The sequence below is a fragment of the Streptomyces gobitricini genome, assembly GCF_039532985.1.
Classification (GTDB): Bacteria; Actinomycetota; Actinomycetes; order Streptomycetales; family Streptomycetaceae; genus Streptomyces; species Streptomyces gobitricini.
In genome coordinates this window covers 324,964-348,420 of the sequence record NZ_BAAASR010000013.1, presented here as the reverse complement: position 1 = coordinate 348,420, position 23,457 = coordinate 324,964, and the positions used below count along the sequence as shown (strand labels likewise).

At 74.1% G+C, this 23,457-nt stretch carries 16 protein-coding genes and 1 pseudogene; 9 read left to right on the top strand and 8 right to left on the bottom strand.

Features of this window, described 5'->3' with window-relative positions:
- Positions 1 to 53: 53 nt before the first annotated feature.
- The 5 genes from ABD347_RS11135 to ABD347_RS11115 form a co-directional block, all read right to left on the bottom strand.
- Positions 54 to 797 carry a GNAT family N-acetyltransferase gene (locus tag ABD347_RS11135; protein ID WP_344359695.1) on the bottom strand — a complete coding sequence of 248 codons (744 nt, stop codon included), beginning with the start codon at positions 795 to 797 and terminating at the stop codon, positions 54 to 56.
- 8 nt (positions 798 to 805) lie between these two features.
- Positions 806 to 1,840 carry an arginine beta-hydroxylase, Fe(II)/alpha-ketoglutarate-dependent gene (gene vioC / locus ABD347_RS11130; RefSeq protein ID WP_344359693.1) on the bottom strand — a complete coding sequence of 345 codons (1,035 nt, stop codon included), beginning with the start codon at positions 1,838 to 1,840 and terminating at the stop codon, positions 806 to 808.
- A 137-nt stretch (positions 1,841 to 1,977) separates the two neighbouring features.
- Complete coding sequence (locus ABD347_RS11125) at positions 1,978 to 3,915, bottom strand: amino acid adenylation domain-containing protein (RefSeq protein WP_344359691.1); 1,938 nt, start codon at positions 3,913 to 3,915, stop codon at positions 1,978 to 1,980.
- Entirely contained in the window at positions 3,912 to 5,072 is a 1,161-nt protein-coding gene (gene vioD / locus ABD347_RS11120) for a capreomycidine synthase (protein WP_344359689.1), read from the bottom strand. The genes ABD347_RS11125 and vioD overlap by 4 nt, the downstream gene beginning before the upstream one ends.
- Before the next feature lie 19 nt (positions 5,073 to 5,091).
- Positions 5,092 to 6,495: a KamA family radical SAM protein gene (locus ABD347_RS11115; protein WP_344359687.1), complete on the bottom strand. Its 1,404-nt coding sequence runs from the start codon at positions 6,493 to 6,495 to the stop codon at positions 5,092 to 5,094.
- An 893-nt stretch (positions 6,496 to 7,388) separates the two neighbouring features.
- Here ABD347_RS11115 and ABD347_RS11110 point away from each other — a divergent pair.
- The 6 genes and pseudogenes from ABD347_RS11110 to ABD347_RS11085 all read left to right on the top strand — a co-directional run.
- Positions 7,389 to 7,490 (top strand): annotated as a pseudogene (locus ABD347_RS11110) (XRE family transcriptional regulator); the annotation flags it as partial.
- 138 nt (positions 7,491 to 7,628) lie between these two features.
- A complete protein-coding gene (locus ABD347_RS11105; RefSeq protein ID WP_344359684.1) occupies positions 7,629 to 9,362 on the top strand; it encodes a carbamoyltransferase family protein in 1,734 nt (577 codons plus the stop codon).
- A complete protein-coding gene (locus ABD347_RS11100; protein ID WP_344359681.1) occupies positions 9,359 to 11,290 on the top strand; it encodes a condensation domain-containing protein in 1,932 nt (643 codons plus the stop codon). The genes ABD347_RS11105 and ABD347_RS11100 overlap by 4 nt, the downstream gene beginning before the upstream one ends.
- A 35-nt stretch (positions 11,291 to 11,325) precedes the next feature.
- Positions 11,326 to 12,948 carry an AMP-binding protein gene (locus ABD347_RS11095; RefSeq protein WP_344359679.1) on the top strand — a complete coding sequence of 541 codons (1,623 nt, stop codon included), beginning with the start codon at positions 11,326 to 11,328 and terminating at the stop codon, positions 12,946 to 12,948.
- Positions 12,945 to 14,639: an ABC transporter transmembrane domain-containing protein gene (locus tag ABD347_RS11090; protein ID WP_344359676.1), complete on the top strand. Its 1,695-nt coding sequence runs from the start codon at positions 12,945 to 12,947 to the stop codon at positions 14,637 to 14,639. Before ABD347_RS11095 ends, ABD347_RS11090 begins: the two co-directional genes overlap by 4 nt.
- Positions 14,636 to 16,507 (top strand): ABC transporter ATP-binding protein, encoded by a 1,872-nt coding sequence (locus ABD347_RS11085; protein WP_344359674.1) that lies wholly within the window; start codon positions 14,636 to 14,638, stop codon positions 16,505 to 16,507. Before ABD347_RS11090 ends, ABD347_RS11085 begins: the two co-directional genes overlap by 4 nt.
- A 207-nt stretch (positions 16,508 to 16,714) precedes the next feature.
- Here ABD347_RS11085 and ABD347_RS11080 read toward each other — a convergent pair whose 3' ends face one another.
- The 3 genes from ABD347_RS11080 to ABD347_RS11070 all read right to left on the bottom strand — a co-directional run bounded on the left by ABD347_RS11080 (position 16,715) and on the right by ABD347_RS11070 (position 20,672).
- Positions 16,715 to 17,917, bottom strand: a complete 1,203-nt coding sequence (locus ABD347_RS11080) for a heparan-alpha-glucosaminide N-acetyltransferase domain-containing protein (protein ID WP_344359671.1) — start codon at positions 17,915 to 17,917, stop codon at positions 16,715 to 16,717.
- 310 nt (positions 17,918 to 18,227) lie between these two features.
- Positions 18,228 to 19,322 carry a mandelate racemase/muconate lactonizing enzyme family protein gene (locus ABD347_RS11075; protein WP_344359668.1) on the bottom strand — a complete coding sequence of 365 codons (1,095 nt, stop codon included), beginning with the start codon at positions 19,320 to 19,322 and terminating at the stop codon, positions 18,228 to 18,230.
- A gap of 93 nt (positions 19,323 to 19,415) precedes the next feature.
- A complete protein-coding gene (locus ABD347_RS11070) occupies positions 19,416 to 20,672 on the bottom strand; it encodes a hypothetical protein (RefSeq protein WP_344359665.1) in 1,257 nt (418 codons plus the stop codon).
- 132 nt (positions 20,673 to 20,804) lie between these two features.
- On the opposite strand from ABD347_RS11070, the gene ABD347_RS11065 reads away from it, so the two are divergent.
- The 3 genes from ABD347_RS11065 to ABD347_RS11055 are packed head-to-tail and all read left to right on the top strand — an operon-like array spanning position 20,805 to position 23,442.
- Complete coding sequence (locus tag ABD347_RS11065) at positions 20,805 to 21,929, top strand: DegT/DnrJ/EryC1/StrS family aminotransferase (protein WP_344359663.1); 1,125 nt, start codon at positions 20,805 to 20,807, stop codon at positions 21,927 to 21,929.
- On the top strand, positions 21,926 to 22,684 hold the full coding sequence (locus tag ABD347_RS11060) for an amidohydrolase family protein (protein ID WP_344359659.1): 759 nt from the start codon (positions 21,926 to 21,928) through the stop codon (positions 22,682 to 22,684). The genes ABD347_RS11065 and ABD347_RS11060 overlap by 4 nt, the downstream gene beginning before the upstream one ends.
- Positions 22,684 to 23,442, top strand: a complete 759-nt coding sequence (locus tag ABD347_RS11055; protein WP_344359657.1) for an amidohydrolase family protein — start codon at positions 22,684 to 22,686, stop codon at positions 23,440 to 23,442. The genes ABD347_RS11060 and ABD347_RS11055 overlap by 1 nt, the downstream gene beginning before the upstream one ends.
- Positions 23,443 to 23,457: the final 15 nt, after the last annotated feature.

Genomic DNA, 23,457 nt, shown 5'->3' with positions numbered 1-23,457 from the left:
AGCGGTTCGGGAGCGGGTGGGCACGCCGCGGCGCGGGGGGCGTGCGGCGGGGGTCACCGCGCGTCGGCCGGGTGGTGCACCCAGACGTTGGGCTCGGTGTACGTCCCGTGGCCGTCGTCGGTGACCCGCAGCGGTACCAGGCCGCCGGGCAGCGGATGGTCGCCCGGCCCGGGCAGCGCGTGACCGAGGAACTCCTCCCAGCGGGCCACGGGCTGTCGGATCACCAGGGACCGGTGGGCGATGCCCAGCTGCCGGGCGCCGAGCTCCAGGTGCGTGCGCAGCCACGGGTCGAAGCAGCGGCCGTCGGGGCGGCGCCACGCGGCGTACTCCTCGATCGGGATCAGCGGGTAGCGCGGCTTGCGCGTGGGCCGCACCGGGATCACCACACCGCGCGGGCACCGCTCCGTCGCCCTGGCGCGGGCCTCGGTCAGCAGCCGCTCGGCGTGGCCGGCCGCCCGGTGCGCGGGGTCGACGGAGACCGACAGCATGCACACGGCGTCCGGTCGGTCCGGGGGACCGTGGTCGACGGCCTCCACCAGGACCTCGTCACTGCCGGAGGGCAGTGACGAGGCGGTGCCGTCCCACCGCAGCGGCAGCCCGTTGGCCGCCGCGACCAGCTTCCCGTCGCCGTCCACCAGGCAGAGCTGGTGGGCGGGGTAGCGCTCGTACATCTCGTGCCAGCGCCAGTTGCCGGGGGACTCCCAGCTCATGAAGGCGGGCATGTTGGCGCCGATCAGGGCGTCCACCTCGGGCAGCAGCCACGGGGCGCGGGACAGGTCGGTGAGCGTGAGTGCCACGGGTGCGCTCAGCCCAGCAGCCGGGTCTCGGCGGTGGCCCGCATCGGGCGGGAGCGCCGCAGGTCGGCGGTGACGCACACCCGCTTGAGCCAGCGGTCGGTGCCGTCGTAGCGGGCCTGGAACGGCTGGCGGCCGTGCACCGCGCGGTGGTTGTCGATGAAGAGCACGTCGCCCTGGTCGGCGACCACCTCCCGCATCCCGGCGTCCACCACCTTGAACAGCGCGTCGTAGGCGCGCCGGGCTTCGGCGTCGTCCTCGGGCACGGAGGTGAAGTACGGGTCGAGACGCATGTACGGGTCCCGCCGCGAGCCGTAGAGCAGCGGGCCGAGCGGCCGTTCGTCGATCATCCGCTGGATGGTGGCGAAGCGGGCGGCCTCCTCCTCGGAGGTGATGGTGTTATTCTTCGGCAGGTGCGACTCGTCCGGCGCGATGTGGAAGCGCGGCTCGAAGAGGATGTCGACGTCCTCATCGGACAGCGAGGCCAGGTCCAGCTCGCCGACCGTGGTGGGCACGTGGTCGGGGTTGCGCAGCGCGCCCAGGATCAGGTAGTCGCTGCGGTAGGGGTGGAACGCGTCCTCGGTGTGCCAGGTCAGCAACTCCTTGCTGCCCATGCCGAGCTGGTCGTTCTCGTGCTGGCGGATCGGGAAGATGTCGTGCACGAGGTGGCCGTCCTGCTGCGTGGCCCAGCCGAAGGGCTCGCCCAGCAGCGCCGAGTACAGCATCAGCAGCAGCTCCTCGGGGAACTCCGGACCGGGCCGGTGACGGTCGCGCCAGTGCTCGGGGGTGGGCCCGATGCGCTGCTGGTCGAAGTCGTGCCCGCGGACGACCACATGACCGTGGCGGTCGCCCAGCTTGAAGTCGCGCAGGAAGTGCTGCACGCCCAGGGGGAGCCGGGCGGCGAGCCGCGGCAGGTCGCGCAGCAGTCCGGGGTCGCCGAAGGACGGGTACGCGGCGGCCAGTTCGAGAGTGAGCTCCGCGGTGGCGGCGGCCTCGTCGGAGGTGAGGGTGTAGCTGCGTGTGGACTGGTCGGTGAGGTTCGACATTGCCAACTCTCGCTGAGTGGTCGGGGATGGTTACTGCTCGCGGGCGGCCGGAGCCGGTCCCGCGTGCCCTCGGGTGGTGCTGTGTGACGCGATGGTGGGTGGGGTCGGCGCGAAGGCGGTGCGCACGCCGCGGCGGCTCAGGGCCGGGCGGTCTCGCGGGGCGCGGCCGTCTCGCCGGCCGTGAGCGCCCCGGCCAGCAGCCGGGGGGTCGGGCACCGGAGCAGGGCGCTCGCCCGCAGCCCGGCAGCCGGGGGGAAGGACTCGCGCAGCCGCGCGAGGAGGCGCATGGCGAGCAGGGACTGCCCGCCATGCTCGAAGAAGTCGTCGTCGGGGCCGATCTCCGGTGCCCCCAGGACCTCGCGGAACAGGTCCACGACGGTGGGGAGCGGATCGTCGCGCAGCCGCGGCTCGGCGGCCGTGCCCGGAGCGTCCGGTCCCTCGGCGACGCCCGGTACCGGCGCCGGTACCTGCGCCGGACCGCCGGGCCCGGCCGAGGCCGTCACCGCGCCCGTCACCGTGGCCCACTCGCTCAGCCGGCGCTTGTCGATCTTGCCGTGCGGGTTCTTCGGCAGGACGGACACCCGGTACAGCACCCTGGGTACGGCCCAGTCGGGCAGGCTCGCCTCCAGCGGCGCCACCAGGGCGTCCCTCTCCGCCCCCGTCAGGCGGACCGCCTCGCCGGGGAGCGGGGCGTGCCGCGGGTCGGCCGGGACCGTGAAGGCCCACAGCACGGTCCCGGTCGCGGGGTCCGGGAACACCACGGCCTGGTCCACGGCCGGGCTCTCGCACAGGGCGCGCTCCACCCGCGCCGGTTCCAGCCGGTGGCCACGGATCTTCACCTGGTCGTCGAGGCGCCCGAGGAAGACCAGGTCGCCGGCGGCGTCGATCCGCCCCAGGTCGCCCGTCCTGTACACACGTGCGCCGGGGGCGGCGGCCAGCGGGTCGGGCACGAAGCGGCGCGCGGTGGCGGCCTCGTCGCCGAGGAAGCCGCGCGCGAGCAGCGGCCCGCCGATGTGGATCTCGCCCGACTCACCGCGGGGTACCGGCCGCCCGTCACGCCGGACGCTGATCTCCACGTTCCGCAGCGGCGTGCCGAGCGGGACCTCCTCGGCGCCGGCCGGGAGAAGACCGGTGTAGAAGGTGGAGCTGACGGTGCACTCGGTCAGCCCGTACACGTGGGCCAGCCGGGCCGGTTGGCGGGCCTGCCACTCCCGGTAGGGCCGCGGGTCCATGCGCTCGCCGCCGACCACCACCAGGCGCAGATCCGCGGGGGTGGTCAGGCCGCGCGAGTCGAGCCAGCGGGTGTACTCCAGCCAGTACTGGGTGGACAGTTCCACCACCGTGGTCCCGGTGCGGGCCATCGTGGTGTGCAGCTCCTCCGCGTCCAGGGCCTGCGTGTCGCCCCTGCACACGACCGCCGCGCCGGCCACCAGCGCGGGGAACACCTCCTCGATCAGGACGTCGAAGCCCAGCGAGGCCACCTGGAGCCAACGGTCCCCGGCGGCCAGCTCCAGCCGCTCGGCGACCGCGAGCGCGAATCCGCTCAGCGAGTCCCGCTGGATGACCGTGCCCTTGGGCTGCCCGGTGGACCCCGAGGTGAACAGCACGTACGCCACGTCGCTCCCGGCGGCCGTCCGGGCCGGCCGCCGAGGCGCGGGTCCCTCGGCGTCCGCCGGCCCGCTGCCGGTGGTCCACGACGGCACGTACGCGGGCACATACGCCGTCGCCGGGGCGTGGGCGCCGTCGCCGAGCCACACCGCCGCCTCCGTACGGCGCACCAGCGAGGCCCGCGCGGCGGCGGGCAGCCGGTCGTCCAGGACGGTGAACCCGGCTCCCGCCTTCAGCGCCGCGAGCATGCCCAGCACCGTGCGGCCGGGGTCGGTGAACGCGAGGCCCACCAGCCGCCCGGGGCCCGCGCCTCGCCCGGCCAGGGAGCCGGCCCAGGCGTCGGTCAGCCGGTCCACCGCCCGGTACGTGAACACCTGCCACGGCGTCACCAGCGCGGGCGCTTCGGGGTGCTCGCGTACGCGGGAGTCCCACATGTCCAGTACGTCGGATCCGTCCGCGGCGGTCACCGGGCGGCCTCGCGGGTGCGCAGGAACTCCGACAGCCCCGCGAGCCCGGCGCGGAAGGTCTCCTCCGGACCGCCGAAGCCGAGCCGGGCGCCGTGCGGTGCGCCGAAGGCCGTCCCCGGCACCAGGAGCGTGCGGTGGCGGGACAGCAGCTCCAGGCAGAACCGTTCCACCGCGGCCGGCCCGGCCTTGGCCTCCTCCAGCTCACGGAAGACGGGCAGCGCGCACACCCCGCCCTCCGGCGGCGTCCAGCGCACCAGGTCCTGGTGTTCGGCCATCCACTCGGTGAGGTACGCGAGGTTGCGCCGCGCCTCGGCCGCCCGCGTGCCGACCAGCACCTCGGCGTGGCGCATCGCCTGCTCGGCGATCAGCTCGACCAGCGGGGACAGGAAGAGCGTGGTCCGGTCGCGCAGCGGGAAGACGGCCGTGATCAGTTCCGGTGGCGCGATCGCCCAGCCCACCCGCAGCCCGGGCAGACCGAAGGTCTTGGAGAAGGTGCCGTAGGAGACCGTGTCACCGGGGGTGGCGGCTGGATCCGGGAGAACGTCCCAGCGGTGCGCGATCTCGGCGGTGGCGGCGTCCCACACCAGGGCCGCGCCGGCGGCGGCGGTCCGTTCGGTCAGTGCCTTGAGGCCCGGCGGCGACAGCGTCACTCCGGAGGGGTTGTGCGGGAAGTTGACGATGACGGCCGTGGTGCCCGGTGTGATCAGGCGTTCCAGTACGTCCTCGTCGATCTCGCCCTCGCGCACGGCGGCGGCCGGCAACTCGGCGAGCTCGCAGCCGGCCGCCCGCGGGTAGTGGCCCAGCGAGTGGTAGATGCCCTGCTGGACGACCACGCGGTCGCCGGCCCGCAGCAGCGTGCCCAGGGTGAGCGCGATGGCCTCGCTGGAGCCGTGGGTGACCAGCACCCGGTCGGCGTCGCCGCCCGCGTACCGGTCGGCGATCGCCTGCCGGATGCCCGCGCCGCCCTGGGAGACGCTGTCGTCCATGACGACGGCGTCCAGGTCCTCGGCCGGGATGCCGCACAGGTCGCGTATCTCGGCGAAGGTGTACGGGTGGACGCCGCTGGAGCTGATGTCGTGGATGTCGGGGCCCAGGTGCCGTCGGTACCACTCCTCCAGCACCGGAGGGTCCTCACGCGGTGGACGCAGACTGCTCATGGCTGTGCAACTGTCCCTTCTACCCCTGGCGGGCGCCCTGATGGGCGTCCCGCCACCACTGCTGCCCGGCGAGCGGAAGCGTGTCGATGGGGTCGTAGTAGTGGTACGAGCCGCTGCGGGCCTCCGGGTCCGCCGCTTCCAGCGGGGTGAGATAGCTCTTGCTCCAGTGCGATATACCGAACTCGCGGTCGTAGGAGTCGGCCTGATCCACCCAGCGCTTGCCGGCCATCGGCACGTCGCACACGATGCGGGGCGTGGCGAAACCCGGCAGGTAGCCCATGATCTGACGCTGGATCAGCTGGGCCCGGTGCAGAGGCACCCGCCAGTGCTCGGCGTTCGGGATCATGTCGCACATGTAGAAGTAGTACGGCGTGATCGCCGCGTGGTCGGCGAGCGCGAAGCACAGGTCGAGCAGGTCGTGCGCGCTGTCGTTGACCCCGCGCATCAGCACGCCCTGGTTGCGCACGTCGTGCAGCCCCGCGCCGAGCAGCGCCCCTGAGGCCTCCGCCACCGCGGGGGTGATCTGCTGGGCGGCGTTGGCGTGGGTGTGCAGCGCGATGCGCACCCCGCGGGACCGGGCCGTGCGGGCGAGCCGCGCGACACCCTCCAGCACCGGGCCGGACCGCCAGTGCTGGGGCAGCCCGACCAGTCCCTTGCTCGCCAGCCGGATGTCCCGTATCGACTCGATCTCCAGCAGGCCGCCGACGAAGCGCTCCAGCCGTGGCCAGGGCATGTTGGCCAGGTCGCCGCCGGAGACCACCACGTCCCGGATGCCCGGGGAGGCGCGCAGGTGCTCCAGGATGCGTTCGGCCCGGTCGGCCGGCTTGAGCTGGAGCTTGTTCTTGGCGACCTGGGGCGTGGAGTTGCCCACGAGGTCCATCCGCGTGCAGTGGCCGCAGTACTGCGGGCACGTGGACAGCAGTTCCGCGAGCACCTTGGTGGGGTAGCGGTGGGTCAGCCCCTCCACCACCCACATGTCCTGCTCGTGCAGGGAGTCCCGGCTGGCCATCGGATGCGAGGGCCACTCGGGGTGCCGGTCGGAGAGGACCGGCAGCATGTACCGGCGTACCGGGTCGTCGTAGAACGCCTTGGTGAGCTCGCCCGGCCGGGTGCCGGACGCTTCCGGGGCCATGGTGTTGATCATCTGGGGCGGCAGCAGCACCGACATGGTGGCGCGGTGCAACCGGTCCTGCTCCCAGTCCTCGTAGAACCTCTCGTCGAGCAGGTCGCCCATGACCGCGCGCAGACCCTTGGCGTCCTTCACGCAGTGGGCGCGCTGCCACTGGGGGTCCTCCCACTGGGCGGCGGTGACGTCCCGCCACCCCGGCAGTCGCCGCCAGTCCGGCTCCACAAGTGGGCGATTGCGGTACTCGTAGACGCCTTCCAGTGCTGCTGATTCCGTCTGGCTGCGTGCTGTGTCCACCACCCGCCACCAATCCCATCGGTTTCGGCCGTGTCGCCTGCCGTCGATCTTGCAGAGCGTGAGGGGTTGTACACGAGGGGAAGTTGTACGGGGCGCGAACGGCGAGTGCCCCTGTACAACTCCGGGCCGCAGGGCGGGAAGCGGAAGCGGTCGGCCGGGGTTGACGAGACGGAGCGGACAGCGTCTCCGCGGCGGTGCGTGCCGCTTCGTGGCTGGCCTGAATCGTTGGTTGATGAGTTGATGTGTATGTCACTGGCATGTACCAATGACCCCAGATCGGTGCGAAGGCTTCCCTGCCGGGGCGCCGGCAGTCTCCGGCTGATCACGCCGTCGGGACCGGACGCCGCTGACCACGGTTGTACGGCCCGCAAGACCGGCTCTTCGTCGAGACAACCGAGTACCAGGGGGGAAATGTGCCCAGGCCAGAGCGGTTACTGGACCCGACTGCAGGACCACTGGAGGCGTTCGCCAACGACTTGCGCACCTTACGGAGGCAGGCTGGGAACCCGTCGTACCGCACCATGGCGAAACGGGCGCACTACTCCGTGGCCACGCTTGCCGAGGCCGCGCGGGGACTGCACAAACCCTCGCTGAAGGTGACCCTCGCCTATGTCGTCGCGTGCGGCGGGGACCCGGAGCCGTGGGCACGCCGCTGGCACACCGTCAGCGGCGAACTGGAAGCACGTGACGCGGCGGGGCAGGGGCGGCCGGGCGGCGCGGAGCGGGAACCCCTCGGCCGTGGACGCCGCCGTCCCGCGCCGAGCGCTCCGAAGCCCCGTCCGGACCGTGACCCAGGGCGGGGCCCGGCCCAGGAGACGGGCCGCGGCCCGGAAGGCCGGGGGGACCCCGGCGCCCTCCCGGCCGGCGCCTCCGCGCATCGCCGCGGCGCGGACGGGCTGACCCGCGACGAACGGGCCGAACTGCGCAGGCTGCGCGCCGAGGTCGAGGAGCTGCGGCGCGCGAACGAGGTGCTCAAGGCGGCGTCCGCGATCTTCGCCGCGGATCTCCGCACAACGTCGAAGGTCGTGTACAACCCACCGGGTCGACAAGATCGGTCGGCGTGACCGGTGCACCCCGCGCCTCGTGGGCGCGGGGTGCACCGGACGATCCCGACCGACCTTTGGGGACTGACCATGCGTGTGCTCGGAGTCAACGGCTGGCCCGGGGCCAGCCATGATGGTGCCGCCTGCCTCGTCGTCGACGGCGAAGTCATCGCCCTGGCCGAGGAGGAACGCTTCACCCGGAACAAGCACGCCTACGGAGAGGCGCCCCTCAACGCCGCCGCCCACTGCCTCGCGGAGGGAAATCTCACCCTGGACGACATCGACGTCGTCGCGCACGGGTGGGACCTGCCCAAGCTCTTCCGCGACCGCGGCCTGGACTGGTTCGCCGACGACGCCGACGCACTGGAACGCCTGCTGCCCAAGGCGTTGTTCCCGCGCACCCGCGATCCGCGTCTGACGTTCGTCAACCACCACATCGCCCATGCCGCCAGCGCCTACTACCTCTCCGGGCGGGACCGCGGGGCCATCCTCGTCCTGGACGGTCAGGGCGAGGACGTGAGCACCACGCTCGCCGTCGGCATCGACGGGGAGATCAAGACCCTGCGCACCCACACACCCGGTTGGTCCCTGGGCTACTTCTACGCCGCGGTCTGCGAGTACGCCGGCCTGGGTTCCGACGCGGCGGGCAAGATGATGGGCCTGGCCTCGTACGGCACTCCCCAGGACCTCACCTTCGGCGGCGCCTTCGCCTTCGCGGAGGAGGACTTCACCATCGGCGTCGTCCCGCCCGACCTGCGCTCCACCGGCAGCACCGACGAGGAGACGGCCACCATACGGCACTGGCTGCGGCACCTGGAGAAGGTCCTGCCCGAAGCCCCCAACCGCTCCTCCCGCCGTTTCGACCCCCGCGTGGGCCGCTACACCAGGGTCACCGACCGGGACCCGTTCGAGTACCGCGACATCGCGGCCACCGCCCAGGCGGCCCTGGAACGCGCGGTCATGGCCCTCGTACGCGACCTGCTCAGGGAGAGCGGCGAGACCACGCTGCTGATCGCCGGCGGCGTCGGCTTCAACGCCACCCTCAACGGCAAGCTCATGCGCACGCCCGAGGTCCATGACCTCTTCGTCCAGCCCCTCGCCGGTGACCAGGGCGTCTCGCTCGGCGCGGCCGTCCGGGTCGCGGCCCAGGAAGGCGACCGGATCCAGCCCATGAAGGGCTCGGTGGCCTGGGGCCCGCAGTGGTCCCCGGACGAGATCCGCCGTGTCCTGGAGGCGTCCGGCACCGCCTACACCGAGCCCGCCGACATCGCCGCCGAGACCGCGGACGTCCTGGCCGCCGGCGGGGTCGCCGGCTGGTTCCAGGGCCGGGCCGAGGGCGGCCCCCGCGCCCTCGGCCACCGCAGCATGGTCGCCGTGCCGAACCCGGAACGGACCCGTGACCGGGTCAACGTCCGCATCAAGGACCGCGAGGCGTGGCGGCCGTTCGCCCCGAGCATGCAGGAGGAGGCGGCCGAGGCCCTGATCGGCACCACCACCCCTCTGCCGTACATGATCGTCACCACCCCGGTCACCGAGGCCGGCGCCGCCGTCATGCCCGCTGTGGTCCACAGCGACCGCACCACCCGGCCGCAGACCGTCTCCGCCGAGGTCGACCCCCTCTACCACCGGCTCATCGGCAAGGTCGGCGAGCACACCGGAGCCGCGGTCATCCTGAACACCTCCTTCAACGGCCGTGACGAGCCGGTCGTCTGCAGCCCGCGCGACGCCCTCGCCACCTTCCACCGGCTGCCGATGGACGCCCTGGCCCTGGGGCCGTTCCTGGTACGCCGCCCCGGCGGCGCCCCGGGGGAGGCCGGCGCATGACCGCCCCGGCCCGCCCCCACCACGACCCCGCCGTGGAGGCCGGGGCCTCCACGGACCCGGCGCCCCGCCAGGCCGCTCCGTCCGGCCAGGCCGCTCCGTCCGGTCAGTCCGGTCAGTCCGGTCAGTCCGGTCAGTCCGGTACGACAGCTGCGACAGCTCCGTCTGGTTCATCCGGTTCGTCCGGCCCGTCCGTCGAGGAGATCCGCGCCCGGCTGGACGCCTGGCTCGCCGACACCGTCCTCACGCCGGAGGCCGACCCGTCGGCCCCGCTGCTCGACCTCGGCGTGGACTCCCTCGACCTCATCCGCACCGCCCGCCGGGTCGAGGCCGCCTTCGGCGTCCGGGTGCGGCTACGGGAGCTGGCCGTCCCCGAGATGACCACGGCCCGCCTGGCCGCGCTCGTCGCCGAGCGGGCCGCCCGGCGCCGTACCGCCGGCGCCGCGCCACCCGGTACCGGGCACGGCCCGGTCGTGTTCACCCCGCCGCAGGAACAGGCGTGGGAGGAGCAGACCGGCGACCGCGGCCACTGGAACCAGTCGATGCTCTTCACCACCCGGCCGGACCTCGACGGGGAACTGTTCGCGGAGGCCGTCCGCCGCCTGGTGGCCGGGCACGCCTCGCTGCGCCTGGCCGTCGAGGCCCGCCCGGCCCGGCGCCCCCGGCAGCTGGCGGCGGCCCTCACCGCCGACGGCCCGCCCGGCGCGGCCCTCGGCCCGATGCTGGACACGGTGGACATCTCCGAACTCGCCGACGCCGACCTGGCGGCCGCGGTCACCCTGCGCTGCGCGGTCGAACAGCGTGCCCTCGACCCGCGGACCGGGCCCGTCGCCCGGTTCGTCCGCTTCGACGCGGGCCCGGCCCGCCCGGGGCGGCTGCTGATCGTCCTCCATCAGCTCGCGTGCGACATGGTCTCGTGGTCGGTCCTCCTGGAGGACCTGGAGGAGTTGTACACGGCGCTCCAGGCGGGCCGCCGCGACGTCTGGTGCGCCGAGGGCACCTCGTACCCCGAGTGGGCCCAGGCGCTCGCCGCCCATGCCCGCACCCCCGAGGCGGAGGCGGAGGCCGAGTGGTGGACGGACGTGGTCCGCACCCCCGCGACGATCCCGCTGGACCGCACCGTCACCGACCCACGTGCCGCGAACACCGCCCGCACGGCCGCGACGTACCGCGAGGAGTTCCCGCAGGAGGTCACCGCCCGCCTCCAGGCGGCCGCCCGCGCCCACCGCGCCCACCCGGGCGACCTGGTCCTCCACGCCCTGGGCGAGGTGCTGGCCGGGTGGCTCGACGAGACGGCGGTCCGGGTGGACGTCCTGCGGCACGGGCGCGAGGAGGCCGTCGGCGACTCGCATCTCGCCCGTACCACCGGCTGGTTCACCACCACCGTGCCCGTCCGCCTGGATCTGGCACCCGGCACCGCGGCCGAACGGCTCGCGAGGACCGTCGGCCACCTCGCGGCCCTGCCCGGCGGGGGAGTGGGATACGGAGCGCTCGCCCGCCACGGCCGGCCGCGCGTCTCGGCCGCCCTGAGGGCGGCCCCTCCCAGCGACATCTCCTTCGACTTCGAGGGCGACGAGGCGGACGCCCTGCCGCTGCGCACCCTGCTGACGGACGTGGCACCGGAGCCCGTCGGCGACATCACCGCACCGCACTGGACGCGGCCCCACCTCATCGAGGTGATCGCCACGACCGAGGACGAGGTGCTGCGCGTCGAGTGGTGGTACGCCACGGCCCTGCACGACGAGGCCACCGTACGCGACCTCGCCGCCCGCCACCGGGCCGCCCTCACCGCCCTCCTCGACGCGGTGGATCCCGGGACGACGGATCCCGGGACGACGGATCCCGGGACGACGGTCCCCGGGACGACGGACCCCGGGTCAACGGACCCAGGGACCGCCGAACCCGGCGCGGCCGGGGCACCGAGCAGCTGAACACCCGACGAGCGGACAAGAGAAGACACCCTGCCATGACCCTGCCCAGCGTGCTCGACCCCTTCTTCGCCATCGCCCGCGCGCACCCCGAGCGGCCGGCGGTCGTCGACAACGGAATGACCGTCGGATACGGCCAACTGGCCGCCTGGGCGGGCGCGGTGGCCGATCTCGTCACCACCCGCACACCGGGGCCGCATCCGCCCGTGGCCATCATCGCCCACCACAGCGTCCGGGACATCGCCGCGATCCTCGGCACCCTCGCGGCGGGCCGCTGCTACGTGGCGGTGCCCGGCGACGCCGGCGACCACGAGGGCCAGGCCCTGCGCGCCCTGGGCTGCCGGGAGTTGATCGCCACCGCCGAGACCGGCGCTCTGCCTTCCGTCGACCGCGTCCTGCGCCCCCACTGGGGTTCCTCCCGCCACCCGGTCCGGGACAGCGGCCGGCCGGTCCACGCCGACGACCCCGCCTACGTACTGTTCACCTCGGGCTCGACCGGTGCCCCCAAGGCCGTGGCGGTGCCGCATGGTGCGCTGCACGCCGTACTGCCCCATCTGGGCGAGCGGTACGGGAGCGGCCCGGACACCGTGTCCCTGAACTTCACCCGCGCGGACGGCGACACCAGCCTGGAGGAGATCCTTCCGCCGCTGCTGGCGGGTGGGCTCGTGGTCCTGGACGGAGACGCCGAGGCGGACCTCGACCGGGTCCTCACCGACCACGAGGTCACCCTCATCAACCTGCCCGTCGACTACTGGCACGTGTACACCGGCCACCTGCTGGAGACCGGCCGCAAACTCCCCGCCGGCGTCGAGACGGTCGTCATCGGCGGCGAGGCGGTCCGCCCGGACATGCTGGAGCGCTGGCACCGGCTCGGCGCCGACGGCGTGCGGCTGCTCAACACGTACGGATCCACCGAGACCGCGCTCGTCACCCACAGCGTCGTGCTCGCCGGTCCCGGAGCCGAAGCACCCGCGGCCCAGCCGCCGGGAGCCGAAGCACCTGGCGCCGAGCCGTCGGGTGCCGGCGGCCTCTTCCCCGAAGGCGTCCCGATCGGGCGGCCGCTGCCGTCCGTACGACAAGCCGTGGTGCCCCGCCCGGACGCGCCCGACGGCCACGGCGAACTGCTCGTGGCCGGCCCTCAGCTCGCCACCGGTTACCTCGACGACCCCGACCGCACCGCCGCCCGTTTCGTCGAGGCGGACTTCGGCGGCGGCACCACCCGCTGGTACCGCACCGGTGACCTCGTCCACGAGGCGGCCGACGGCACCCTCGTCTTCCACGGCCGCGTCGACCACCAGGTCAAGATCCGCGGCCATCGGGTGGACCTGCTGGACGTCGAGGAGGCCATCGGCCGGCTCCCCGGCGTGACCGCCGTCGCCGCCGCCCCCTACGCGAAGGCCGAGCACACCGCCCTGGTCGCCTTCGTGGTCCTCGCGTCCGATGCCACAGCGCCCGGCGCCACAGCGCCCGGCGCCACAGCGCCCGGCGCCACAGCCCCCGACGACGGCGGCGTCGCGCCCGAACCCGAAGCGCTGCGCGCGCGGTTGCGTGCCACACAGCCGCACTACCTCGTCCCCGACCGGATCGTCGCGGTCCCCGAACTGGCGCACACCCGCACCGGCAAGGTCGACCGCGCGGCCACCCGGGACCGGTACCTGTGACCAACCGGCTCTTCGACGCGTCGGTGGCCCCCGCCGCCGTACCCGAGGCGGACGCCCGCGGCCCCTGGGCCTACCTGTGGTGGCTGGTACGCGTCCGGCCCTGGCCGCTGGTCCTCAGCGCCGTGCTCGGTACCGTCTGGATGGTCCCCCTCGCCCTGATCCCCCTCGTCATCGGGCGGGCCATCGACGAGGCGGGCCAGGGCGCCGGTCAGGCGGGCGTGTACCTGTGGTCGCTGTTCGCGCTCGGCCTCGGCGTCCTCCAGGCACTCGCCGGCGCCGGGCTGATCCAGGCCGCCGTGGGCGCCGAGGCGCACGCCCTGTCGTACACCCACCGCGTGCTGATGCGGCAGGTGGTCCGGCTGGGCGGCGCCCTGCACGGCAAGGCACGCTCCGGCGATGTGGCGGCTTCGGCCGCCGCCGACGTCGAAAGCATCGGCAGTGCCTTCGAGGTCGTCGGCCGCACCATCGGCGCGGTGTTCGCCGCCGCGCTCGTGGCCGTGGCCCTCACCGCGACCTCGCCCGTGCTGGGGCTGGCCGTGCTCATCGGCGTCCCCGCGGCGGTCCTCGGCATCGGACCGCTGCTGCGGCCACTCCAGGAACGCGACGAGGCCCAGCGCGAGCACATGGGCGTCGCCACCTCCCAGGCCGGGGACATCGTCGCCGGCCTGCGCATCCTGCGCGGTATCGGGGGCGAGGCCGACTTCGCCGAACGCTTCCGCCGCACCAGCCAGGAGGTGCGGCGCGCCGGCGAGTCGGCCGGCCGGATGGAGGCCTGGCTCCAGGCGGCGGGCGTCTTCCTGCCCGGTCTCGTCACCGTCGGCATCGTCTGGCTGGGCGCGCGCCTCGCCCTGCAGGGCACCATCACCGCCGGTGAACTGGTCGCGTTCTACGGCGCGTCGGCCTTCCTCACCCTGCCGGTGAGCACCGCCACCGAAGCCGCGGAGACCCTGAGCCTGGCCAAGGTCGCCGCCGGCCGGGTCTGCACCCTGCTGCGTCTCACCCCGGGCAGCACCCAGCCCGCGCACCCCCAGCCGCTGCCGCCCGGACCGCTGTCGCTGGTGGACCCCCACACCGGCATCACCGCCGAGGCAGGACGACTCACCGTGGTCGCCGCCCCCGCGGACCTGGCCGGGGGCCTCTCCGACCGGCTCACCCACCCCGGCGGCCCCGGCGACGACACCCCGGTCACCCGGCTCGGCGGCGTCCCGCTCGACCGGGTGGACCTGACCGAACTGCGCTCCCGGGTGCTGCGGTCCCGGCCCGCCGACACCCTCTTCAGCGGCACACTGCGGGAGGAGCTGACCGCGGAAGCCGCCCGCTCCCCGGAGGAGCTGGACCGGGCTCTGTTCGCCGCCGACGCCGCCGACGTGGTCGAGGCCCTGCCCGCGGGCCTGGACACCTACGTGGACGAGGGCGGCCGGGCCCTGTCGGGCGGTCAGCGCCAGCGCCTCGTCCTCGCCCGGGCCCTGCTCGCGGCCTCCGACGTCCTGGTGCTCGAGGACCCGACCTCCTCCGTCGACGCCCACACCGAGGCCCGGCTGGTCGAGCGGGTGGCCGCGCTGCGCGCGGGGCGGACCACCGTCGTGTTCAGCGACAGCCCGCTGTGGCGCGGTGTCGCCGACCGAGTGATCCGCCTCGACGCGGACCGGGCCCCCGGCCGCCCCGACCGCTCCGCAGGAGTGCCCTCGTGACCACGACCCCCGCCCAGGCCTCCACCACCGCCGGGTCCACCCCGGCCCCGCCGCCCGGCGGCACGCCCGGCCACCCGGGGCGGTTGCCCCTCGCCGACCGGGCCGACGTCCGCACCTGGGTCGGCGCCTTCCTCCGCGGCGAGGCCGCCCGGCTGTTCCTCACCTTCGCGCTGTTCGCCGCCGCCCTGGTGGCCGGCCTCACCGGCCCCCGGCTCCTCGGTCACCTGGTCGAGTCCGTCAAGGCCGGCACCACCACCGGCCGGGTCGACCTGCTCGCCCTGGCCTTCGTCGCGATCCTGGTCGGCCACGCGCTTCTCGCCCGCGCCGCCCGCACCCAGGCCACCCTGCTCGGCGAGCGCGTCCTGGCCCGTACCCGGGAGAACTTCGTCCGCAGGGTCCTCGGGCTGCCGCTGTCGGAGGTGGAGAGCGTCGGTACCGGTGACCTCCTCAGCCGCGCCATCACCGACGCCGACCGGCTCAACGAGAGCATCCGGCAGGCCGTCCCGCGCATCGCACTGGCCGCCGTCACCCTGGTGTTCACCGTCGCGGCGATCCTGCTGACCTCGCCCCTGCTCGCCCTCGGGCTGCTCGCCGGGGTGCCGTTCGCCGTCCTGTCGACCTGGTGGTACCGGCCGCGCGCCACCCGCGCGTACGAACAACTGCTCGCCCAGGAGGCCGCCGTCCTGGCCATCACGCACGAGACCGCCCGCGGCGCCGCCACCGTCGAGGCCCTCGGGCTCGGGCCCCGCCAGGCCGAGCGCCACGGCGCGGCCGTCGACCAGGTGGTACGCACCCGGCAGCGCACCACCTGGCTCCAGACCGTCTGGTTCCCCAGCCTGGATCTCGCCACCATGGTGCCGATGGCGCTGACCCTGCTGATCGGCGGACTCGCCTACCAGCGCGGGGCGGTGGGGCTGGGCGCGCTCACCGCCGTGGTCCTGTACGTACAGGCACTCGGCGAGCCCCTCAACGATCTGCTGACCTGGACGGATGAACTCCAGATCGGTAACGCCGCGCTGCGCCGGATCCTGGGCGTGGACCGGCTGCCGTGCGAGGAGCCCCGGCCGCCCGCGGCCCTCGATGGCCACGCCATCCGGCTGGAGGGCGTCGGCTTCGGCTACGGCCCCGGCCGCGAGGTGCTGTCCGGCATCGACCTCGACATCGCCCCCGGCGAGCGCCTGGTCGTCGTCGGCGCCTCCGGTGCGGGCAAGTCCACCCTCGGCAAGCTGCTGGCCGGTGTGCACCACGCGACCCGGGGGACCGTGCGCATCGGCGGTGCCGAGATCAGCACCCTGCCGGTGGACCAACTGCGGCGCGAGATCGTGCTCGTGACCCAGGAGCAGCACGTGTTCAGCGGCACGGTACGGGACAACCTCACCCTCGCCCGCGAGCAGGCCCCGCCGGACGAGCGGCTGTGGGAGGCGCTGGGAACCGTCCTGCTGACGGACTGGGTACGCTCGCTCCCCGACGGCCTCGACAGCGAGATCGGAGCGGGCGCCGCTCCGGTGTCCCCGTCCGCGGCCCAGCAACTGGCGCTGGCCAGGCTGCTGCTGTCCGACCCGTACGCGCTGGTCCTCGACGAGGCCACGGCGCTGCTGGACTCCACCGCCTCCCGCCGGGTCGAGCGTTCGCTCGCGGCGCTGGTCGAAGGCCGCACGGTGATCTCCGTCGTGCACCGCCTGGACTCCGTGCGGGACGCCGACCGCATCGCGGTCATGGACCGTGGCCGCATCGTCGAACTCGGCAGCCACGAGGAACTCCTTGCGGCGGACGGTGCCTACGCGTCCCTGTGGCGCTCCTGGCAGTCGGCCCGGCTGTCGGACCCGGTGGTGTGGACCAAGCGCGGGGGCGGCACTCCGGAGGCGTGAGGAGGGGCGCGCCGGCCCTTCCCGTGCCGACGGTCATGGACTCGGACCGGCGCCAAAGGGTGCCGGTGGCCGGGAGGTACGCCGTGGTCCGCCGCAGCACGCGTGAGTGCCGCGTGCCCAGGAAGGCGGCGCCCCACCGGTCTCGCGGCGCGGTCGAGCCGGGCCCTCGCTCCATCGGCCACGGCACCCCGGGCGACCCGCAGCGGGTCAGGCGCCGGGCTTCCCGGCCCTGGGCGTCATCGCGTGCAGCGCCCACTCCAGCGGCCCCCGTCCCAGCGGTGTCCCGCGGAAGACGAACGCCCAGACGGCACACGCCACCAGCGACACCCCGCAGAAGGCGGCCAGGGCGGGCCATCCGTGATGGGGGTGGAGCTGGGCGCGCGCGACGACGTGGACGGCGTACACCGACAGGCCCATCGTGCCGACGACGGCCGCCGGACGCAGCAGCGTCTCCATCGTCCGGCCGCGGCAGGCCGCGACGGCCACGCCGAGGAGCAGCAGGCTCGCGCCGATGTTGGCGACCGTCTCGAACGGCGTCTGGCTGTAGGGTCCGTCGACCAGCAACCACGCCCACGAGGTGCTGGGGATCGCGCCCGCCTGCCCGGCGAGCACGGCCTGCACCGGGTCGGGCGCGTTCACCGCGTACGCGTGGCTCTGCGCGATCGCCCGCAGCAGCGCCTCGCGCCCGCCGCCCGGTCCCAGCGCCAGCGCGGACAGGCCGTGCCCCGCGAGGGCGAGGAGCGCCCCGCAGCCGATGAGGCGGCGCGCGGCACCGGACCGGCGCAGGTCGGCCAGACGTCCCAGGGCCATGCCGACGACGACGTACGGGAAGTACGTCAGCCACGGGTACGCGCCCGACAGCAGCAGCGTGTCGAGCGCGTCGGTGAACCCCGGCCAGCTGGTGACCGCCTCGAAGCCGGGGTAACGCCCACGGCCGGTGGAGCGGTAGCCGAAGTGCGGACCGAGCACGTACGACAGGACGGGGCCGAGGACCACCGACACCGCGGCCACCGCGGTCAGGGCACGGGTGCTCAGCCGGGCGAGCGGCTCGGCGGCCAGGAAGTACAGCGCGAAGAACGTGAGGATCACGGCGATACCCGACCGCAGCTCCGTCAGGGCCAGCCCGAGCGCCGCCAGCACCGCGCACCGCACCAGCGTGCCGCGCCACGCGCCGGCCGGCCGCGGACGGGGCCGGGTGCCGCCACGGGACAGCGTCAGCGAAAGTCCCGCTATCAGGGTGAAGATGGCGGGCGCGCGCCCGTCGAACGCCACCAGCAGGTGGCCCGCCCCCTCCGGCTTCGCGGGCGGGCCGATGTGCGCGGCGAACATGGCGAACACGGCGACGGCACGGGCCACGTCCACGCTGACCAGGCGCCGCCTCGGCGCCGGAGCCGCAGCACCGGTCGTCACGCCGGACACGTCCGCCGCGCCCGACGTGGCAGCCGCGCCGGGCGTGGGCGTCGCGTCCGGAGCGGGCGCTGTGCCCGACGTGGTTGCCCCGCCCGAACTGGTTGCCCCGCCCGGCGTGGGCGTCGTACCCGGAGCGTGTGCCGTACCGGGAGCGTTCACCGCGCCCGACGAGGTTGCCGTGCAGGGCGTGTCCGCCGTGCCGGGCGTGTCCGCCGCACCCGGCGTGGATATGTGCGTCACCGTGCTGACCCGCCCCCGCGTTCTTCGTCCCCTTGTCGGTCCATTTGTATACGCCTGGGCGGAGACGCCCTCAGCCGGGGGTGCCCTCCAGGCCGTGCCCCAGCCCCGGCGCCGACGGCAGCTCCACCAGGCCCGTGCCCACCGTCGCCGCGAACGCCGACGGCGCCAGCGGCTCCTCCTCCACCAGCAACGGGCCCACCAGGTCCGCCGGAACCGTGGCGTGCGGCAGCGCAGCCGACAGGTGCGCGGCCGCGAGCGTCGCCACGCCCAGCTCCGGCATGGTGCCCACCTTCACCGCGAGCCCTGCGGTCTCGGTCAGCGCCGCGATCTGACGCGCCCGGTACAGCCCGCCCACCTTCAGGATCTTGATGTTCAGTACGTCGGCGGCGCCCCTGCGCACCACCTCCAACGCGTCGTGCACCGACTGGACCGACTCGTCCGCCATGAGCCGCACGCCGCCCCGCGCCCGCAGCGCCGCCATTCCCTCCACGTCCCAGCGCGGCAACGGCTGCTCCACCAGATCCAGCCCGGCGTCCGCCAGCCGGCCCACCGCGCGGCCCGCGTCACCCGGGGCGTACCCCTCGTTGGCGTCCAGCGACAGCTCCACCGACTCGGGCACCGCCTTGCGCACGGCGGCCACCAGTTCCACGTCGAGCGCCGGGTCCTCCCCGCCCTTGAGCTTGATGTGCCCGAACCCGGCCGCCGCGTACCGGGCCGCCTCCTCCACCATCTCGTCGAGTGTGCCCAGCCCCACCACCCACGTGGTCGGGACCGCGCCGGTCACCCGCCCGCCGCCCAGGAGCAGGTGGGCCGGCCACCCGGCGTCGCGGGCCGCGAGGTCGTGCAACGCCAGGTCCAGAGCCGCCTTGGCGAGGTGCTGGCCCCGGATGGCGGTGTCCATCGCGGCATGGGCGCCGGCCAGGTCGCGCGGGTCGCGGCCGACGAGCGCCGGTGCCACGTGGTCGGTCACCGCCGCGCTGAGCCCCGCGAGGGTCTCGCCGGTGTACGCGGTCATCGGCGACGCCTCGCCGAAGCCCGACCTGCCGTCGGTCGTCCGCACCTCCACGACGAGGCTGACGAGTTCGGGGCTGGTGCCGCTGCTGATGGCGAACGGGCGGCGGTATCGGGCGCGGACGACACGGGTCCGGAAGGAGGCGATTCTCACGCGCGAGCTCCTTGCTCTCCGCCGCACGGCGCTCCCACCGCGGCGGCTGGGATGTCGGGTTTCGGGCCCGGGCCGCGATCAGCGGGCCGCGGGTTACAGGTGGACCCGGTAGACGATGGGAGGGCGGCCGGTCCGCCCTTCCTGACGACTGCCGGTCGGTACGGCGACGCCCGCCCGCTCCAGGCGCTTGAGGATGCGGCGGGCCGTGCGCTGCTGCACGGACAGGTGCTCGGCGAGACGGTGGGCCGTGACGCCCGCGTCCCCGTCCGCCGCGGCCAGTTCCCGCAGCCGGTCCAGGGTCTGCGGGTGCACTCCGACCCGGCGGGCCAGCAGTGCGGGGCTCTCCGGCGTCCCGGTGGGCCCGGTCCCGGCGGGGTCCGTCCCCGTGGGCGCGTCCGGTGCGATGACGATGTCGACATCGTCCACCATCGACACCACCCCGGCCGCCGGGCCGAGCGAGCGGGCCCGGTTGACGGCCCGTCGGGCCAGCGCCTCCGCCTCCGCCGCCGTACGGCCCACTCCGAAGCCGACGTGCGCGCAGCCGTGCCGGGACGCCAGGGCGTCGAGGAACGGTATGCGGGTGAACTGCTCCGTGGCCGTCTCCAGCACCCCTCGGGTCGTCACCACCAGCCGCCGTCCGTCCGGCAACTCGGCCAGACTGCCGCCGAGCACCCGTATGTCGTCCGGCAGTCGCGCGTCCGCCCCCGTGCCCGGCGGCAGATCGACGATGCCCAGCGCCACCTGGGCGTCCCCGCTGTGCCGTCCGGCCGTGGCCAGCACGAGCGCCTGGAGGGTCGCCAGTATCGAGTGCCTCGACGGGGCGAGGCGTACCGCGTGGGTGTGCTGGTCCAGCACCTGGAACGCCGAACCGAGGCAGGTGATGGCCACCCTGGTCTTCTTCGTGTCGCGCGCGTCCAGGTGGAAGTCGACGATGTCCTGCGAGGTCAGCCCCGGCCGGTACGGCAGCACCCGCACCCGGTCGGTGGGCAGTTTGGCCTCCGTCATGGTCTCCAGGACCTCGTCCTCGCGCAGCGTGTCGATCGACGCCCGGGACACGTCGTGCCCGAGCCGCAGGAGCTCGACCAGCACCCGCAGCAGCGTGGCCCCGTTGTACGGCACGTACATCGCCGGCCGGTCCAGCACGCCGGCCGCGTCGGCCAGCGAGTGCGGCACCACCCCGGTGAACAGCAGCGCGTCCGCCCGTGACCGCGCGGCCGCCACCCTCTCGGTGGTCTCGTCCTCGTGACGGTACGGCAGTGGCAGCAGCCGTGCCGTTCCGGCGCGGTCACCGACCGCGACCACCTTGTGGACCAGGTCCTCGGGACCTATCACGCCGACCGTGAGCGGCATGGTCAGGTCTCCGTTCTGCCGGGTGTACTCGCGGATGCGACGTGCTCGGTGACGCCTGATTGACGGCCGTCGACAGGGGTTCTACTTTCGGCCCAGGCCATAATCGCGTGCTGCCGAGAGGATAATCCCCCGATGCCGCAACGGGAAATGCCGCTGCCCACAGTTCTGGATCCCCGGGGAAGGACGTTCGGCGAGGAGGAACGCGCGGCGGTGCTCCGGGTCCTCGACTCGGCCGTCCTGTGCGGGGCGTTCGGCCGGGAGGCCCGGACGCTGGAGTGCGAGATGGCCCGCCTGTACGGGCGCGCCGAGGCCGTCTCCTCCAGCTCGGGCACCGCCGCGCTGCACCTCGCCGTCGCCGCCGCCGGAGTCGGCCCCGGCGACGAGGTCGTCACCACACCGATCTCCGACTTCGGTACCGTCGCCCCGGTCCTCGCCCAGGGCGCCCGGGTCGTCTTCGCCGACGTGCGCGAGGACGACGGGAACCTCGACCCGGCCGCCGTCGAGGCGGCCGTCACCCCGCGCACCAAGGCCGTCATCGCCGTCCACCTCTTCGGCGGCGCCGCCGACACCGTACGGCTGCGGGAGATCTGCGACCGGCACGGCCTGCTGCTCATCGAGGACTGCGCCCAGGCCTGGCTCGGTGAGGACGGCGACGGGCGGCTGCTCGGCACCGCCGGCGACATCGCCTGCTTCAGCCTCCAGCAGTACAAGCACATCACGGCCGGCGACGGCGGTCTCAGCATCACCGACGACCCCGCCCTCGCCACCCGGATGCGGCTGTTCATGGACAAGGGCTGGGACCGTTCCGAGGGCCGCATCCACCGCACCATGGGCCTGAACTACCGCATGACCGAACTCGTCGCGGCGGTGGCCCGCGTCCAGCTCACGCGCGTCGCCGACGTCGTCGCCCGGCGCCGCGCGAGCGCGCGGCTCCTCGCCGAAGCCGTCGCCGGGCTGCCCCGGGTGACGATGCCTCAGATGCGGCCCGGCCACGCCTGGTGGGTCGTCCCGCTCCTCGTCGACGACAACACCCGCTGGGCCTCGGCACTGGAGGAGCTGGGTGTCCCCGCCCTCCCCGGCTATCTGGAGCGTCCGCTGTACGCCAATCCGGCACTGTCCGGGTACCCACCGGGCCTGTGTCCTCGCGCCGAGCGGCTCATCGACCGTACGTTGCTGGTTCTGCCGTGGAACGAGGCCTACAGCGAGGACGACGTGGACCGGATCGCGCAGGCACTGGGGAAGGTCGCCACCTCATGAGCGAGTCGCCGCAACGGGTGTACGAGTGGCTCAGGCCCACCCCGGAGGAGCACATCGGCTGGGACGTCGACGTCATGTACGGGCCCTGGCCCCGCCACCACCGCGACACCGGCCTCGACGAGATCCGCGCCCACCTGCGCGCCTCACCCGTCGCGGGCGCCCTGGCGCTGTCCACGCGCGGCCCGCTCTTCGACGACGGGGCCGGCAACGCCGAAACGCTCCGCGACCTCGCCGGCTGCCCCGAGCTCCTGCCCGTCGGCACCGTCGACGTACGCGACGCCCTGACCGCCGAGGACCGGCTGGACGAACTGGCCGCCGCCGGCGTCCGCTTCCTGAGGCTGTTCACCCTCGAACAGGCGGCCGAGCCCGGCTTCCCCGGCTACCGGCGCGTGGTGAAGCTGGCGATCGAGCGCGGCATGGTGCTCCTCCACGACGGCGACCCGCGCCGCTTCGGACCGCCCCTGATGGGCCGAGGCGCCGACGTGGTCTTCCTCGACCTGCACGCCTACCTGCTCGCCGACTTCCTGCTCATGGCCCGCGACGAGCCCGGCTTCCGGGCCACCACACGCATGCTGTCCGGCCCCGACTCCATCGAACGGGTCATCGACGCCGTCGGCCCGCGCCACCTCGTCTTCGGATCCCGCACCCCGTTCATGGACATCTCGCCGCAGACGCTGAAGCTGCGGTACGCCGACATCTCGCCCGACGACCGCGCCGCCATCGCCACCAAGAACGTCGAGGAGCTGCTCGCCTGATGCCGATCATCGATGTGCACGCCCACGTGGGCCGCTGGCAGTTCCACCTGACGACCGGTGACGCGGACACCAACCTCGCCCAGATGGACCGCTACGGCATCGACCTGCAGATCGTCTCGGCGTCCGAAGCCGTGGTGTACGACGCGGTCGCCGGTAACGCGGCCCTCCGCGAGGCCCTGGAGACCCGCCCCCGGCTGTACGGGTACGCCGTCGTCAACCCCAACCGCATCGAGCAGAGCGCCGCCGACCTCCGGCGCTGCCTGGACACCGGCCGGTTCGTCGGAGCGAAGATCCACACCCACTACCCGGGGCGGATGCCCGGTTGCCGCGAGATGGCGGAGGCCTTCGACGTGGTCGCCGAAGCCGGCGTACCGCTGCTGCTGCACACCTGGGGGCGGGAGGTGACGCTCCTGCCGGAACTCGTGGACGCGCGGCCCGGCCTGCGCGTGATCATGGGACACGCGGGCGGCGACGCCTGGCGCGAGGCGGCGCACGCCGCGGCCGCCTGCGACCGCCTCTACCTGGAGCACTGCCGTACGGCCACCGACGCGGGCCGCGTCGCGTACGCCCGCGAGGCCGGGGTTCCGATCGAACAGATGCTCTTCGGCACCGACGCGACACTGATCGACCCCTGCGTGTCCCTCGGCGTGGTCCGGGACGCGCGGTTCACGGAGGAAGAGCTGGAGCGAGTGCTGTGGCGCAACGCGGCGGAGCTGTTCGGCCTGAAGGTCGGCACGGCACTGCCACCGGTCGTGTGAGGCGATCCGAACCAC

Excerpts from the sequence above, each read along its gene's own strand:
- ABD347_RS11095 (WP_344359679.1), top strand. The coding sequence starts at position 11,326 with ATGACCCTGCCCAGCGTGCTCGACCCCTTCTTCGCCATCGCCCGCGCG.
- ABD347_RS11100 (WP_344359681.1), top strand. The coding sequence starts at position 9,359 with ATGACCGCCCCGGCCCGCCCCCACCACGACCCCGCCGTGGAGGCCGGG.
- vioC (WP_344359693.1), bottom strand. The coding sequence starts at position 1,840 with ATGTCGAACCTCACCGACCAGTCCACACGCAGCTACACCCTCACCTCC.
- ABD347_RS11065 (WP_344359663.1), top strand. The coding sequence starts at position 20,805 with ATGCCGCAACGGGAAATGCCGCTGCCCACAGTTCTGGATCCCCGGGGA.
- vioD (WP_344359689.1), bottom strand. The coding sequence starts at position 5,072 with ATGAGCAGTCTGCGTCCACCGCGTGAGGACCCTCCGGTGCTGGAGGAG.
- ABD347_RS11060 (WP_344359659.1), top strand. The coding sequence starts at position 21,926 with ATGAGCGAGTCGCCGCAACGGGTGTACGAGTGGCTCAGGCCCACCCCG.
- ABD347_RS11055 (WP_344359657.1), top strand. The coding sequence starts at position 22,684 with ATGCCGATCATCGATGTGCACGCCCACGTGGGCCGCTGGCAGTTCCAC.
- ABD347_RS11070 (WP_344359665.1), bottom strand. The coding sequence starts at position 20,672 with ATGCCGCTCACGGTCGGCGTGATAGGTCCCGAGGACCTGGTCCACAAG.
- ABD347_RS11105 (WP_344359684.1), top strand. The coding sequence starts at position 7,629 with ATGCGTGTGCTCGGAGTCAACGGCTGGCCCGGGGCCAGCCATGATGGT.